We start from the raw sequence: 12,075 nt of genomic DNA, 5'->3' as shown, positions 1-12,075 counted from the left end.
CGGATTTTGCCCCGCCCATGGCGTCGCATGAGTCACACCAGTCCCGCTACTCTCGACCGAAGCACGTGCGTGTCGAATCCGTCGGTGGGGAAGCCGGCGGCGCGACGCGTGTTTAAGGACGCGGTGAGCCATGCCGGCAAGGAAGCGCGACCCGGACCCACCCGGACTTCCGCAGGTGCAGTTCCTGACGGTGGCCGAGGTGGCGACCATCATGCGAGTCTCCAAGATGACGGTGTACCGGTTGGTGCACAACGGCGAACTGCCCGCCGTGCGAGTGGGCAAATCCTTCCGTGTGCCGGAGAAAGCGGTGCACGACTACCTGCAGAACGCCTACTTCGACGCGGGCTGAGCCGCCCGCCGGCCGGCCGCCGGCCGGTGCTCTCGGGCACCCGGGTACTCTGGTCAGCCGTTGTGCCTGGTGTTTTGGCGTGCGTCCGTGACGTCGCCGCACCGGAGCGCCGGACACCGGAATCGACCTCCCGACGAGAGCTAAGGACCCACATGGGCTCGGTCATCAAGAAGCGCCGCAAGCGCATGTCGAAGAAGAAGCACCGCAAGTTGCTGCGCAAGACTCGCGTCCAGCGTCGCAAGCTCAAGAAGTAGTTTCTTTGACTGCCCGGCAGCGCCCGCACCGATCCGGTGCGGGCGCTGCCGCGTCCGGGCCTCCACCATTCGGGTGACATCCCCCAACAACCCGTGTGACCTGCGTTAAGAGTGTGTTGCTGCGTTCGGCCGAACCCGTTGGTGCGAGTACAGTCGGCCACTCGGTTCCCCTCAGCTAGACCACTCCGCAGGGATTCCCATGACGCCCAAAGTCGTCCTGGTCACCGGTGTCGGCGGCTACCTCGGTGGCAACCTGGCCGCCCGGCTCGCGGCGAACCCGGACATCGATCGCGTACTCGGCGTGGACACCGTGCCACCGCCCAAGGACGTCGTCCGCACCATGGGCCGCGCCGAGTTCGTCCGCGCCGACATCCGCAACCCGCTGATCGCCAAGGTGATCACCTCCGCGAACGTCGACACCATCGTGCACGCGTCCACCACGGCGAATCCGCCCGGTCCCACGCGGCGCACGGTGCTCAAGGAGATGAACGTCATCGGCACCATGCAGTTGCTCGCCGCGTGCCAGCGGGCGCCGTCGGTGCGCAAGCTAGTGGTGAAGTCGACGGCCGCGGTGTACGGCGCGAGCGCCCGTTCGCCCGCGGTGTTCACCGAGGAGGACACCCCGAAGGACATCTCCTCCAGCGGCTACGCCAAGGACGCCGTGGAGGTCGAGGGCTACGTGCGCGGCTTCGCCCGCAGGCGCCCCGACGTGGCGGTCACCATGCTGCGGCTGACGAACCTCATCGGCCCGCGCGTCGACACGGTGCTGACCCGGTACTTCGCGCTGCCCGTGGTGCCCACGGTGCTCGGCTACGACGCCCGCATCCAACTGCTGCACTCCGAGGACGCGCTGGCCGTGCTGGAGTTGGCGAGCATGGGCGAGCACCCGGGCGTGTTCAACGTCGGCGGCGACGGTGTGCTGATGCTGTCGCAGGCCATCCGGCGTGCGGGCAGGCTGCCGCTGCCGGTGCTGCGCCAGGCCATGCCCGCCGCGGGCAGGTTGCTGCGCGGCGCCCGTGTGGTCGACTTCTCGCCCGATCACGTGCGGTATCTGAACTACGGCCGGGTTGTCGACACCACCCGGCTCAAGTCGGTCTTCGGGTTCACCCCGCGCTGGACCACCCGACAGGCGTTCGACGACTACGTGCACGGCACCGGGCTGCGCCCGGTTCTCGACCCGGCGCTGTTCGCCGGGCTGGAGCGACGGGTTCTGGGGACCCCGTCCTGACCACGCGCCAGGAGGGTGCAGGAATGCAGGAAGCCCGGGTAATCCCGTTGCAGCGGGCGGACCGCCACCGGCGGTTCACCGCGCCGACCAAGGAGATCGAGGGGCCGCCGGTCGAGCCGGTCCCGCTGCGGCCGGAACGTCCGGCGCCCGAAGTGTCCGGTGTCCGCCGCGGCATCGCCGACGCCATCGGCTTCGCCCACCGCAGGCTCGCGGGCGACTACCGCGTGGACGAGTTCGGCTTCGACCCGGAGCTGACCGACCGGCTGCTGCTCCCGCCGCTGCGGCTGCTGTACCGCAACTGGTTCCGCGTCGAGGTCAGCGGCGTGGAGAACCTGCCGCTCGACGGTGGCGCGCTGGTGGTGTGCAACCACTCGGGCACCTTGCCCATCGACGCGCTGATGACCGGCCTCGCCGTGCACGACAATCACCCGCGCGGGCGCTATCTGCGGATGCTCGGTGCCGATCTGGTGTTCCAGGTGCCGCTGCTGGGCGCGCTGGCCCGCAAGTCGGGGCAGACCTTGGCGTGCAACCCCGACGCGGAGCAACTCCTGCGTTCGGGTGAGCTGGTCGGGGTGTGGCCGGAGGGCTTCAAGGGCGTCGGCAAGCCCTTCGCCGACCGGTACAAGCTCCAGCGCTTCGGCCGGGGCGGGTTCGTCTCGGCCGCGCTGCGCACGGGCGTGCCGATCATCCCGTGCTCCATCGTGGGCGCCGAGGAAATCTACCCGAAGATCGGCGACCTGAAGACCGTGGCCCGGCTGCTCGGGCTGCCGTACTTCCCGATCACGCCGTTCTTCCCGCTGCTGGGTCCGCTCGGCGCCATCCCGCTGCCGTCGAAGTGGCATATCCGCTTCGGCGAGCCCATCGCGACCGACGACCACGCCGTGGGCGCGGCCGACGATCCGATGCTGGTTTTCACCCTGGCCGACCAGGTCCGCGAGACCATCCAGCAGACGCTCTACCGGATGCTCAGCCAACGCGGCGGCACGTTCTTCGGTTAGCGGTCGGCGTGTCGGGCGAGCAGGTCGTGCCAGGTGCCCGCCGGGAAGGCCAGCGTCGGTCCGGTGGTGTTCTTGGAGTCCCGCACGGCCACACCCACACCCGGCCAGCCCACCTCGACACAGTCACCGCCGTTGGCGCTGAAGCTGCTCGTGCGCCAGGAAACGTGCTCAGGCAGCCAGCCCACCTCGACACAGGTACCGCCGTTGGCGCTGAAGCTGCTCGTGCGCCAGGAAACCTGGCTCAGCTCAGGCATCATCATGACCCTCTCGATCCGCATAGAGCCTGGTTGCCAACGCGGCAATCATGTCCCGGGATTGTCCCTCGTCTAACGACGTGTCCGCCAGCAGGTCAAGGATCCGCTGATAGGCGCCGATCTCCACTGGATCTTCCAGGAACAGGCAGGATGTTTCGCTGTCCAGGTATACCACTGGCTTGAAGTCGGCGACATCAAGCAGGGTGAACGGTCCGGCCGAGGCGGCGTGCACGCCGATTGCCACCGGGACAATCCGCAAACTCAGGTACTTGCGCACCGACATGCGGAGCAGGTGATGCAGTTGATCAGACATGACTTCTGATCCGCCTACAGGCATCCGCAGGGCGAACTCGTGTAGGTAAAAGGTGAACTTCGGCGGCCGGATACGGCTGAACAGGTTCTGCCGAGCCAATCGTGCAGCTACCCGGTCATCGACTTCGTCCGGCGGCACCGTGCCTGCTCCTTGGATCAGCGCTCGGGCGTAGTCGCCAATCTGTAGCAGTCCGGGTACCCAGGTCGACTGGAACTGGACGATCGTCAGGGCCTTGTCCTCGTGGTCGATCAGGGTGCGGACCTGCTTGGGCAGGCGGGGGCCGTATTGCTGGAACCAGCCGGAGACATTGCCCTCCCGGCTGAGCTTCACCAGCCGGTCGCATTCGCTGCTCTTCACCCCGCAGGCGGTGAGGAACGCGACCACATCGGTCTCCGAGCCACCGCGTTTGCCCGACAGCAGCCGCGACACGCGACTGTCCGACCAGCCCAGCCGCAGCGCCAGTTCGTGTCCGTTGAGACCGGCCATCTCCATCGCCGCGCGCAGGGCGTCACCCAGTTCGCGGGTGCGCACCGTGGGCTCTCGATCACGCATGCGCCGACCATAAGGCCCCGGCGCGACCCATTCGGCGTGTTCGCGATCGTTGTCCCCCGAAGAGAGGTTGGCTTGTCCCCGGTGCCGGCTGTCTAGTACAGACAGAGCGAGCCGTGGGGGCTCCTCTGGATTTCGGAGGCGGCTGAATGAACCCCGTGCGGGCCGAAGCGTTCTACCTACTGCGGTACAGCCTCTATGAGTACCTGGACGAGGCCGAGCTGTTCGCCTCCGGCCACGAATGGTCCGAAGAGGACATCGACGCGGCGCAGGCCGTCATTCCCGACCTGTGCGACGTCATCAGGATGATCGTGATCGAGCACGCCGACGAGCCGGACGGGCGCTGCCGGGTCTGCGCCACCGAGTGGCCCTGCCCGGTCGTGCAGACCGTCAACCGCAAGGTGAAGGACAAGACCACCGAATTCGGCAAGCTCATCGCCCGGATGCGCGAACGGACCTTCGATCAGCTCGCGCGCTTGCGGTAGGCCAGGCCCGCCGCGACCGCGCCCGCCACGGCGCCCGCGCCCAGCACCGACGGCACGCCGATCTTGGCCGCCTTGCGGCCGGTGCGGAAGTCGCGGATCTCCCAGCCGCGCTTGCGGGCCGTCTCGCGCAGGCCGCTGTCGGGGTTGACCGCGACCGCCGTGCCCACCACGGACAGCATCGGGACGTCGTTGGACGAGTCCGAGTACGCGGTGCAGCGGCGCAGGTCCAGGCCCTCCCGCGCGGCCAGCGAACGCACCGCGTGCGCCTTCGCGGCGCCGTGCAGCATCTCGCCGACGAGCTTGCCGGTGAACACGCCGTCCGTACTCTCCGCGACCGTGCCGAGCGCGCCGGTCAGGCCGAGCCTGCGGGCGATGATCCCGGCCAGCTCGACCGGCGTCGCGGTCACCAGCCAGACGCGCTGGCCCGCGTCGAGGTGCAGTTGGGCGAGCGCGCGGGTGCCCGGCCAGATTTTGTCGGCCATCAGCTCGTCGTAGATTTCTTCGCCCAGCGCGGTCAGCTCGGCCACCGTATGTCCGGCCACAAAGGACAGTGCCTGTTCCCGGCTGGTGCGGACGTTCTCGACCGTCTCCTTGCCACCGACGCGGAACATCACCTGCTGCAACGCGAACTTCACCAGATCGGAGTTGCTGAAGAACTTCCGCGCGGCCAGCCCGCGGGCGAAGTGGAAGATCGACGCGCCCATCATGACCGTGTTGTCCACGTCGAAGAACGCGGCCGCGGTGAGGTCGACCGGCGTGGGCCCGCCCGTGTCGGCCTTCTCCATCGCGACGGCGGCCTCGGCGCTCGCCTCGCCCGCGACAGCGGCCAGGCGTTCGCGTTCGAGTTCGGGGTTCTGTCCACCCCCACGCCGCAGGGACACCGCACGCCTCCTGGTCGATCAGGCACCGCAACTTAGCCGTGGGCACAGCGTAGCGATCGGCCGCCCGGTCGCGCGCGGACCTCAACTGATCAGGAGTCCGGGCAGTCCGGGGAGCAGCGGCGGCAGCGCGATCGTGGGCAGCGGCAGGGGCAACGGGAGCGTGATGGTCGGCGCCGTCGAGCCGCCCGGGCCGGTCGAGTTCGGCCCGCCCAGCAACGGCGGCAGCACCACGATCGTCTGCGGCGGCGCGGACGCACCCGGCGGCGTCAGCGCGGGCTGACCTGGCGCGGCCTCGGTCGGCTGCGCCTGCGGCGGCGTCGTGAGGGCGGGCCCGGTCGGCGCGGGTCGCGTGCCCGCCTCGGTGTTCGACGGGAGTATCCGGGGGCCGTCCGCCCGCGGCTCGCAGACACCCGTCGCGGGCATCGGGCCGACGTCATCGACGGCCCCGGAGGTGATCTGGTAGCACGGCAGCCGCGCGATCAGCGCGTCCGACCGGCGCTCGATCTTGGCCAGCAACGCCACCGACGCGGCCTGGCGGGTGCTCGCCGCGCTCGGCAGCTTCGGCCCGAGCGCGCTGAGCCGGTCGCCCTGCTGGTTCGCCCAGGTGCGCAGGATCTCAAGCTGGCTGCCGTCGCCCGAGGTGGCCAGCGCGGTGAGCTGGCGGGTGCCCGCGGCGGCGTCGGTGTCGAAGTCGCCGAGGGCGGACAGGTAACTGCCGATCGGCGCGTCGGCCGGATTCGGGTGGCGCTGGGTCAGCGTCTCGATCTCGGTGATCCGCGCGGTGGCGAACTCCAGGTGCTTGAACGCCCGGTCCTCGTCGCCGAAGGTGAGCCCCAGCGACGCGGCCTCCCCGGTGCGTTTGACGCCGTAGAGCGCGTCGCCGGGCAGCGCGTCGCGGGCCAGCAGCAAGCTCATGCCCGCCAGCGAGAACACCAGGGCCAGCACCGCGATCGACGCCACGACCAACCGCCCGCGGGCGCCCGACCCCGTTCTCGGCGCCTCCCCGGGGCGAGTGCCGCCCGGCGCTAAAGCACTGCGCGTACGCGGCGCGCGACCCGCGCGCGGAGACCTGGTCGCGCGGGGCCGGTCGAGCACCGGCGCGGTCGGGTCCGCGGACTCGGCCAGGCCGGCGAGGATGCGTTCGCGCATCCGGTCGCGCGTGGCCGGGTCGGGTGCGGTCAGCGGGGCGAGACCCGCGAACAGTTCGACGACGGTGCGGTCGTCGGCACTGAGGTTGTCGGCACTGCGGTCGTCGGCACTGAGGTCGGGGTCCCGCGGTTGCGGCCTACCGACGCGAGCACTGCGCTCACGCCGACCGCGCGGGGTCGATGGACCCGATCCGCTCTCCACTGTCTCGCTCCGACTTGTAGGGATCTCGCTGTGTGAAACGACTGGTGGGCCGCAGGGTTACGGCCCGGGCACGGCACGCGTGGCCGAATGACACTACCGAGTGAACGCCGTCACCTCAGTTCGGCGGGCAGCAGCAGCGCGAGCCTGCGTACGGCCCGATGTTGCAGCGCCTTCACCGCGCCCTCGTTGCGGCTCATGATCGCCGCGGTCTCGGCCACGGACAAGCCCTGCAGGAAGCGCAGCACGATGCACTCCCGCTGGTCGTCGCCGAGCTGGTCGACGCACGCCAGCAGCGCCTCGCGGGTCACCTTGGACATCACCTGCTGCTCGGGCCCCGCCTCGACCCGCTCGGAGTCGCGGATCTCCGGGGTGGTCACCTCCAGCCGGTAGCGGCTGGACTTGACGTGGTCGAGCACCAGGTTGCGGGCGATCGTGACGAACCACGCGCCCACGTCGCGGCCCTGGTAGCTCACCGAGCCGATCCGGCGCAGCGCGCGCAGGAACGTCTCACTGGTGACGTCCTCGGCCAGCTCGCGGTCGCCGACGCGGAACAGCACGTACCGGAACACCACGTCCACGTAGTGGTCGTAGAGCTTGCCGAACGCGACCTTGTCCCCGGCCTGCGCGGCGTGCACCAACTCCCACGACTCGCGGTGCGCCGAATCGGCGTCCGGGACCGCGGGCTGCATGACCGGCTCGGCGGCGCGCGCGGGCACCCCATCCGTCGCCGGTCGGGCCTGCGGCACGGACGCGGCCGCGTTGGTTCGCGTCTGGCGGGTCATCGAGCAGCCGCACACTCCCTCAACGGTCCGAGCGGTCGCACCACCGCTGGGCTCCACTGGCAGCTTACGTGTTGTTACTTGGTAGTAGGTACCGCGCTGAAGTTCCAAGCATGAGACGCAGTGGGTAGTTAACCGTGACGTCGGTGATCGATGCCACACTGCGTCTCCCGTGATCCTTCGTGATCGCTCGTGATCCCCACGGAGATGAGGTCCAGGAATGGCCGATGCGTCCACCGGCAATGTCGCGGACCTGGTGGCTGGAGCGTGCGCGAAGGTACCTCGCCACGTGGCCTTCGTCGACGTTTCGACGCAGCGTTCACTCACTTGGCAGCAGGTCGACGCCGGCGTCAACCGGTACGCGAACGTGCTGGTGGGAGCCGGGATGGCGGCGGGCGACCGGGTCGCGCTGCTGCTGCCCAACAGCGCCGAGCTGTGCGTCGCGGTGTTCGCCGTGCTGCGCGCGGGCGGCGTCGCGGTGCCCATCGGAGTCGACTCCGCACCCCGCGAGATCGAGCGCGTCCTGGCCGACAGCGGCGCCGCGCTGGCCGTCGGCGAAATCGGTGTCGGCGGGGCGACGGTGCTCGACCCGCCCGACCTGAGCGACGGCGAGGCCGAGCCGGTGGCCGCCGTGCGCGGGGGCGAAGACCTCGCGGTGCTCTGCTACACCTCCGGCACCGCGGGCGTGCCCCGCGGCGTGATGCTGTCCCACCGGGCACTGCTGGCCAACGTCGAGCAGTGCGCGCAACTGCGGCCCGCCCCGGTCACCTCCACCGACAAGGTGCTGCTGATCGTGCCGCTCTCGCACGCCTACGGGCTGTCCGGGCTGTGGCAGACCGCCGCCGCGGGGGCCACCGCGGTCCTGCTCGACCGCTTCGGCGTCGAGCGCGCCCTCGACGCCTGCCAGACGCACCGGGTGTCGAAGATCGTCGGCGTGCCCACGATGTACCAGGCGTTCGTCGCGGCGGGCGCGGAACGGCTCGGCGAGGCACTGGCCACCGTCCGGCTGGCCACCTCCGGCGCCGCCCCGCTCGACCCGCGCACGCTCGCCCTGTTCCGCCAGGAGACCGGTCTGATCGTGTTCGAGGGCTACGGGCTCACCGAGACCGGCCCAGTGCTCACCTCGACGCTGGTAGGCGGCGTGGCCAAGCCCGGCTCGGTCGGCCGCGCGATCCCCGGCGTCGAGATCCGCCTGGTCGACAGCGACGGACGGCCGCTGACCTCGCTCGCCGACCCCGACGAGAGCATCGCCGTCGACTTCGTGGACGAGGACACCGACACCGGCCTGGTCGCCGCCCGCGGGGCCAACCTGTTCAGCGGCTACTGGCCGGACGGCGCGCATGGCCCCGACGCCGAAGGGTGGTTCCGCACCGGCGACGTCGGCTACCTGGACGAGGACGGCGACCTGCACCTGGTCGACCGGGCCAACGACCTGATCATCGTCAACGGCTTCAACGTCTACCCGCACGAGGTCGAGCAGGTCGTCGCGGAGTTGGCCGAGGTGGCGGAGGTCGCGGCTGTCGGTGTGCCGGACGACCGCGCGGGCGAGCGGGTGAAGGTCGTCGTGGTGCTGCGCCCCGACACCGAGCTGACCGAGGAGCGGCTGCTCGCGCACTGCGCCGAGCGGCTGGCCAGGTTCAAGGTGCCAGGGTCGGTCGAGTTCATCGAGGCCCTGCCGCACTCGGTCACCGGCAAGCTCCGCCGGGCGAGCCTGCGCGGTAGCGTGGCCGGGTGAGCGTGGCAGGGGTGAGCAGGGTGACGGTGATGACGCGGCAGGGCTGTTCGGCCTGTGTCGTCGCCGAGGCCGACGTCGAGCGCATCTGTGCCGAACTGGACGTCGCGTGGGACACCGCCGACGTCGACGGCGACCCGGAGTTGCGCGCCGAATACGGCGACCGCGTCCCGGTGATCCTGGTCGACGGCGCCGAGCACGGGTACTGGAAGGTCGAGGAGCACCGGCTGCGCGCGGCGCTGCGCCCCTGATCAGCGGCCTACCGGGCCTTTTCCGGCGGACATTCGCGAATTCGTTAGATCCGCGGGCCGACCTGCTCCGAATACAGACCGTGGACGTCAAAGAGAGCACTCAGACCACCCAGCGCATCCGGTGGCCGATAGCGGCGCTGATCGGCATCATCGCCGTCGCCGCCGCACTCGCGGCCGGGCATTTCGTGGCCGGCCTGGTGGGTCCGAATGCCTCGCCTTTCCTCGCCGTCGGCAACTCCGCGATCGATATGACGCCTGCCTGGCTCAAGGACTTCGCGATACGCACCTTCGGCACCTACGACAAGATCGTCCTGCTCGGCGGGATGGCACTGACCATCCTGCTGGCCGCGATCGTCGCGGGCCTGCTGTCGCGCCGCTCGCCGCTGCCGGGCATGGTGCTCGCGGGCATCCTCGGCGTGCTCGGCATCCTCGCGGTGCTCGACCGGCCCGACCTGGGCCAGATCGCCGTGCTGGCGCCCGTCGCCAGCCTGGCCGCCGGTCTCGTGGTGTTCCGCTGGCTGCACGACCTGGCCGTGCGCAACGCGCAGATCATCGATGAGCCCACCTCCGACGGCGAGGGCGCGACCCGACGCAAGTTCATGGTCACCTCCGGCGGTGTCGCGGTGGGAGCGGTCGTCCTCGGCGGCGCGGGCCAGTTCCTCTCCGGCCGCGTCGACGTCGAGGGGTCCCGGGCCGCGGTCGGTGCGCTCAAGCCCGCGATGCCCGCTGCCGCGATTCCCGCGGGCGCCGACTTCGCCGCGCTCGGCACACCGAAGTTCATCACCACCAACCGGGACTTCTACCGCATCGACACCGCGCTGACGGTGCCCCGGCTGCGGGCGGAGGACTGGAACCTGAAGATCCACGGCATGGTCGACTCCGAGTTGACCTTCGACTTCGGCGACATCCGCGACCGACCGCTGGTGGAGCGCACGATCACGATGACCTGTGTGTCCAATGAGGTCGGTGGTCCGTACGTCTCCACGGCCAACTTCGTCGGCGTCCCGATGCGCGAGCTGCTCATGGAGGCGGGCGTCAAGCCGGGGGCCGACCAGCTCTTCTCGACCAGTGTGGACGGTTGGACCACGGGCACGCCGGTCGAGGATCTGATGGACGAGAAGCGCGGCGCGCTGCTCGCGATCGGGATGAACGGCGAGCCGCTGCCCCTGGAGCACGGGTTCCCCGCGCGCATGGTGGTGCCGGGTCTCTACGGCTACGTGTCGGCCACCAAGTGGGTCGTCGACATGGAGCTGACGAAGTTCGGCGAGAAGACCTTCTACTGGGAGGAGCGTGGCTGGGCGAAGCGGGCGCCGATCAAGACCCAGTCCCGCATCGACGCTCCCCGCGGGTTCGCCACCGTGCCCGCTGGAAAGGTGACTGTCGCCGGCATCGCCTGGGCGCAGCACACCGGTATCGACAAGGTGGAAGTGCGGATGGACGGCGGCGAGTGGAAGCCCGCCGAGCTGGCCACCGAGGTGAACAACCAGACCTGGCGCATGTGGCGACTCGACTTCGACCTGACGGCCGGAAGCCACCGCGCGGAGGTGCGCGCCACCGATCGCAACGGTCGGACTCAAGGCGAAGAGCGGGTTCCCCCGATCCCGGACGGTGCCACCGGGTGGCACTCGTCACTCTTCACCGTGAATTAGCAGGTCAATACCCCTCTGGGGTGCGCCCTTTCACTCGAAAGGGCGACGTGCGGCAGATTTTTCAGATTCATCCGAAAGTGCACCCAACCTTCGGCGCGACTGTGCCGAAGTAACCCATGAATGCCTTCTGTTCGGAACGGAGTGATCCTGTTGAGGAACATCAAACTGGTTACCGGTGCTGCCGCCCTCGCCGCTGCCGCCCTGACGCTGACTGCGTGTAGCAGCAGCGACACGGCGAGCTCGGGCTCCAGCAGCACGGCTGCTGCGCCCACCACCACGACGGCTGCTGCCACGTCTTCGGCGGCCAGTGGCGGTACCGGTGTCACCACCCCGGCCGACACCTTCGGCCCGGCCTGCGCGTCCCTGCCGAAGGACGGCGAGCCCGGCTCGCTGACCTCCATGGGTCCGCAGCCGCTCGCGACCGCCGCCAGCACCAACCCGGTGCTGACCAAGCTGGTCGCGGCTGTCGGTGCCGTCCCGGGTCTGGCCGACACCCTGAACACCACCGACGGTCTCACCGTCTTCGCGCCCGCCGACCCGGCGTTCGCCGCCCTGGGTGACGCAGCGTTCGCCGACCTTGCCGGCAAGCCCGCCGTGCTCGGCCCGATCCTGCAGTTCCACGTGGTGCCGAAGCGCTACGACGCCAAGGGCCTGGCGGCCGCGGGCACCGTGACCCCGCTCAACACCGCCGGTGGCGAGATCAAGATCGAGGGCACCGGTGACGCCATGACCATCAATGGCGCCAAGATCCTGTGCGGCAACATCCCGACGAAGAACGCGACTGTCTTCGTCATCGACACCGTGCTCATGCCGAAGGCCTGATCACACCCAGTTAGCCAGTGGCGGGGCGGAGAGCGATCTCCGCCCCGCCGCTTTGCTGTGTCCGGCACCCTGAGAGTGGTCCCCTGTCAGCGCCCTCAGCGATGATGTGGGCTGAATCAAGCCCCTGGCCACCGACTTTGTGCACGCGTTCACAAGCGGTACCGTGTGACCATCCCGGAGA

The 12,075-nt window shown here is 69.8% G+C and carries 14 protein-coding genes; 9 read left to right on the top strand and 5 right to left on the bottom strand.

Annotation, left to right across the window (positions count from 1 at the left end; genetic code table 11):
* Nucleotides 1-130 precede the first annotated feature (130 nt).
* From ACT4N7_RS12110 to ACT4N7_RS12095, 4 genes are all read left to right on the top strand, one after another.
* Nucleotides 131-349, top strand: coding sequence for a helix-turn-helix domain-containing protein (locus tag ACT4N7_RS12110; RefSeq protein WP_444828764.1), 219 nt, complete (start codon nt 131-133; stop codon nt 347-349).
* A 152-nt stretch (nt 350-501) separates the two neighbouring features.
* Nucleotides 502-603 carry a 30S ribosomal protein bS22 gene (locus tag ACT4N7_RS12105; RefSeq protein ID WP_018684825.1) on the top strand — a complete coding sequence of 34 codons (102 nt, stop codon included), beginning with the start codon at nt 502-504 and terminating at the stop codon, nt 601-603.
* A 199-nt stretch (nt 604-802) separates the two neighbouring features.
* Nucleotides 803-1,831, top strand: coding sequence for an NAD-dependent epimerase/dehydratase family protein (locus tag ACT4N7_RS12100; protein ID WP_444828763.1), 1,029 nt, complete (start codon nt 803-805; stop codon nt 1,829-1,831).
* A gap of 23 nt (nt 1,832-1,854) precedes the next feature.
* Complete coding sequence (locus tag ACT4N7_RS12095) at nt 1,855-2,829, top strand: lysophospholipid acyltransferase family protein (RefSeq protein ID WP_444828762.1); 975 nt, start codon at nt 1,855-1,857, stop codon at nt 2,827-2,829.
* Here the strand turns inward: ACT4N7_RS12095 and ACT4N7_RS12090 are convergent.
* On the bottom strand, nt 2,826-3,083 hold the full coding sequence (locus ACT4N7_RS12090) for a DUF397 domain-containing protein (protein WP_444828761.1): 258 nt from the start codon (nt 3,081-3,083) through the stop codon (nt 2,826-2,828). The genes ACT4N7_RS12095 and ACT4N7_RS12090 overlap by 4 nt on opposite strands.
* On the bottom strand, nt 3,076-3,948 hold the full coding sequence (locus ACT4N7_RS12085) for a helix-turn-helix domain-containing protein (protein ID WP_444828760.1): 873 nt from the start codon (nt 3,946-3,948) through the stop codon (nt 3,076-3,078). Before ACT4N7_RS12085 ends, ACT4N7_RS12090 begins: the two co-directional genes overlap by 8 nt.
* Nucleotides 3,949-4,094: 146 nt before the next feature.
* Between ACT4N7_RS12085 and ACT4N7_RS12080 the strand changes: the two genes are divergently transcribed.
* Nucleotides 4,095-4,430, top strand: a complete 336-nt coding sequence (locus ACT4N7_RS12080; protein WP_444828759.1) for a hypothetical protein — start codon at nt 4,095-4,097, stop codon at nt 4,428-4,430.
* On the opposite strand, the gene ACT4N7_RS12075 is transcribed toward ACT4N7_RS12080, so the two are convergent.
* The 3 genes from ACT4N7_RS12075 to ACT4N7_RS12065 form a co-directional block, all read right to left on the bottom strand.
* Entirely contained in the window at nt 4,409-5,215 is an 807-nt protein-coding gene (locus ACT4N7_RS12075; RefSeq protein WP_444828939.1) for an HAD family hydrolase, read from the bottom strand. The two genes, ACT4N7_RS12080 and ACT4N7_RS12075, sit on opposite strands and share 22 nt — an antisense overlap.
* 177 nt (nt 5,216-5,392) lie before the next feature.
* On the bottom strand, nt 5,393-6,661 hold the full coding sequence (locus tag ACT4N7_RS12070; RefSeq protein ID WP_444828758.1) for a DUF5667 domain-containing protein: 1,269 nt from the start codon (nt 6,659-6,661) through the stop codon (nt 5,393-5,395).
* 110 nt (nt 6,662-6,771) lie between these two features.
* Nucleotides 6,772-7,443: a sigma-70 family RNA polymerase sigma factor gene (locus ACT4N7_RS12065; protein ID WP_444828757.1), complete on the bottom strand. Its 672-nt coding sequence runs from the start codon at nt 7,441-7,443 to the stop codon at nt 6,772-6,774.
* Between the two features lie 217 nt (nt 7,444-7,660).
* Between ACT4N7_RS12065 and ACT4N7_RS12060 the strand changes: the two genes are divergently transcribed.
* The 4 genes from ACT4N7_RS12060 to ACT4N7_RS12045 all read left to right on the top strand — a co-directional run bounded on the left by ACT4N7_RS12060 (nt 7,661) and on the right by ACT4N7_RS12045 (nt 11,894).
* Complete coding sequence (locus ACT4N7_RS12060) at nt 7,661-9,175, top strand: AMP-binding protein (RefSeq protein WP_444828756.1); 1,515 nt, start codon at nt 7,661-7,663, stop codon at nt 9,173-9,175.
* Between the two features lie 29 nt (nt 9,176-9,204).
* Nucleotides 9,205-9,423, top strand: a complete 219-nt coding sequence (locus ACT4N7_RS12055) for a glutaredoxin family protein (protein ID WP_444828938.1) — start codon at nt 9,205-9,207, stop codon at nt 9,421-9,423.
* A gap of 80 nt (nt 9,424-9,503) precedes the next feature.
* Nucleotides 9,504-11,072 (top strand): molybdopterin-dependent oxidoreductase, encoded by a 1,569-nt coding sequence (locus ACT4N7_RS12050; RefSeq protein WP_444828755.1) that lies wholly within the window; start codon nt 9,504-9,506, stop codon nt 11,070-11,072.
* A 120-nt stretch (nt 11,073-11,192) separates the two neighbouring features.
* Complete coding sequence (locus ACT4N7_RS12045; protein WP_444828754.1) at nt 11,193-11,894, top strand: fasciclin domain-containing protein; 702 nt, start codon at nt 11,193-11,195, stop codon at nt 11,892-11,894.
* The last annotated feature ends 181 nt before the right edge of the window (nt 11,895-12,075 follow it).

The organism is Actinokineospora sp. (assembly GCF_052390155.1).
Classification (GTDB): domain Bacteria; phylum Actinomycetota; class Actinomycetes; order Mycobacteriales; family Pseudonocardiaceae; genus Actinokineospora.
Note: the sequence above shows the minus strand (reverse complement) of the source record. Positions and strands in the feature narration are given on the sequence as shown.

What these genes read in the sequence shown, in the direction of transcription:
- ACT4N7_RS12080 (WP_444828759.1), top strand. Translation starts at nt 4,095, where the DNA reads ATGAACCCCGTGCGGGCCGAAGCGTTCTACCTACTGCGGTACAGCCTC.
- ACT4N7_RS12060 (WP_444828756.1), top strand. Translation starts at nt 7,661, where the DNA reads ATGGCCGATGCGTCCACCGGCAATGTCGCGGACCTGGTGGCTGGAGCG.
- ACT4N7_RS12085 (WP_444828760.1), bottom strand. Translation starts at nt 3,948, where the DNA reads ATGCGTGATCGAGAGCCCACGGTGCGCACCCGCGAACTGGGTGACGCC.
- ACT4N7_RS12075 (WP_444828939.1), bottom strand. Translation starts at nt 5,215, where the DNA reads ATGGAGAAGGCCGACACGGGCGGGCCCACGCCGGTCGACCTCACCGCG.
- ACT4N7_RS12065 (WP_444828757.1), bottom strand. Translation starts at nt 7,443, where the DNA reads ATGACCCGCCAGACGCGAACCAACGCGGCCGCGTCCGTGCCGCAGGCC.
- ACT4N7_RS12105 (WP_018684825.1), top strand. Translation starts at nt 502, where the DNA reads ATGGGCTCGGTCATCAAGAAGCGCCGCAAGCGCATGTCGAAGAAGAAG.
- ACT4N7_RS12110 (WP_444828764.1), top strand. Translation starts at nt 131, where the DNA reads ATGCCGGCAAGGAAGCGCGACCCGGACCCACCCGGACTTCCGCAGGTG.
- ACT4N7_RS12100 (WP_444828763.1), top strand. Translation starts at nt 803, where the DNA reads ATGACGCCCAAAGTCGTCCTGGTCACCGGTGTCGGCGGCTACCTCGGT.
- ACT4N7_RS12055 (WP_444828938.1), top strand. Translation starts at nt 9,205, where the DNA reads ATGACGCGGCAGGGCTGTTCGGCCTGTGTCGTCGCCGAGGCCGACGTC.
- ACT4N7_RS12090 (WP_444828761.1), bottom strand. Translation starts at nt 3,083, where the DNA reads ATGCCTGAGCTGAGCCAGGTTTCCTGGCGCACGAGCAGCTTCAGCGCC.
- ACT4N7_RS12045 (WP_444828754.1), top strand. Translation starts at nt 11,193, where the DNA reads ATGCCTTCTGTTCGGAACGGAGTGATCCTGTTGAGGAACATCAAACTG.
- ACT4N7_RS12095 (WP_444828762.1), top strand. Translation starts at nt 1,855, where the DNA reads ATGCAGGAAGCCCGGGTAATCCCGTTGCAGCGGGCGGACCGCCACCGG.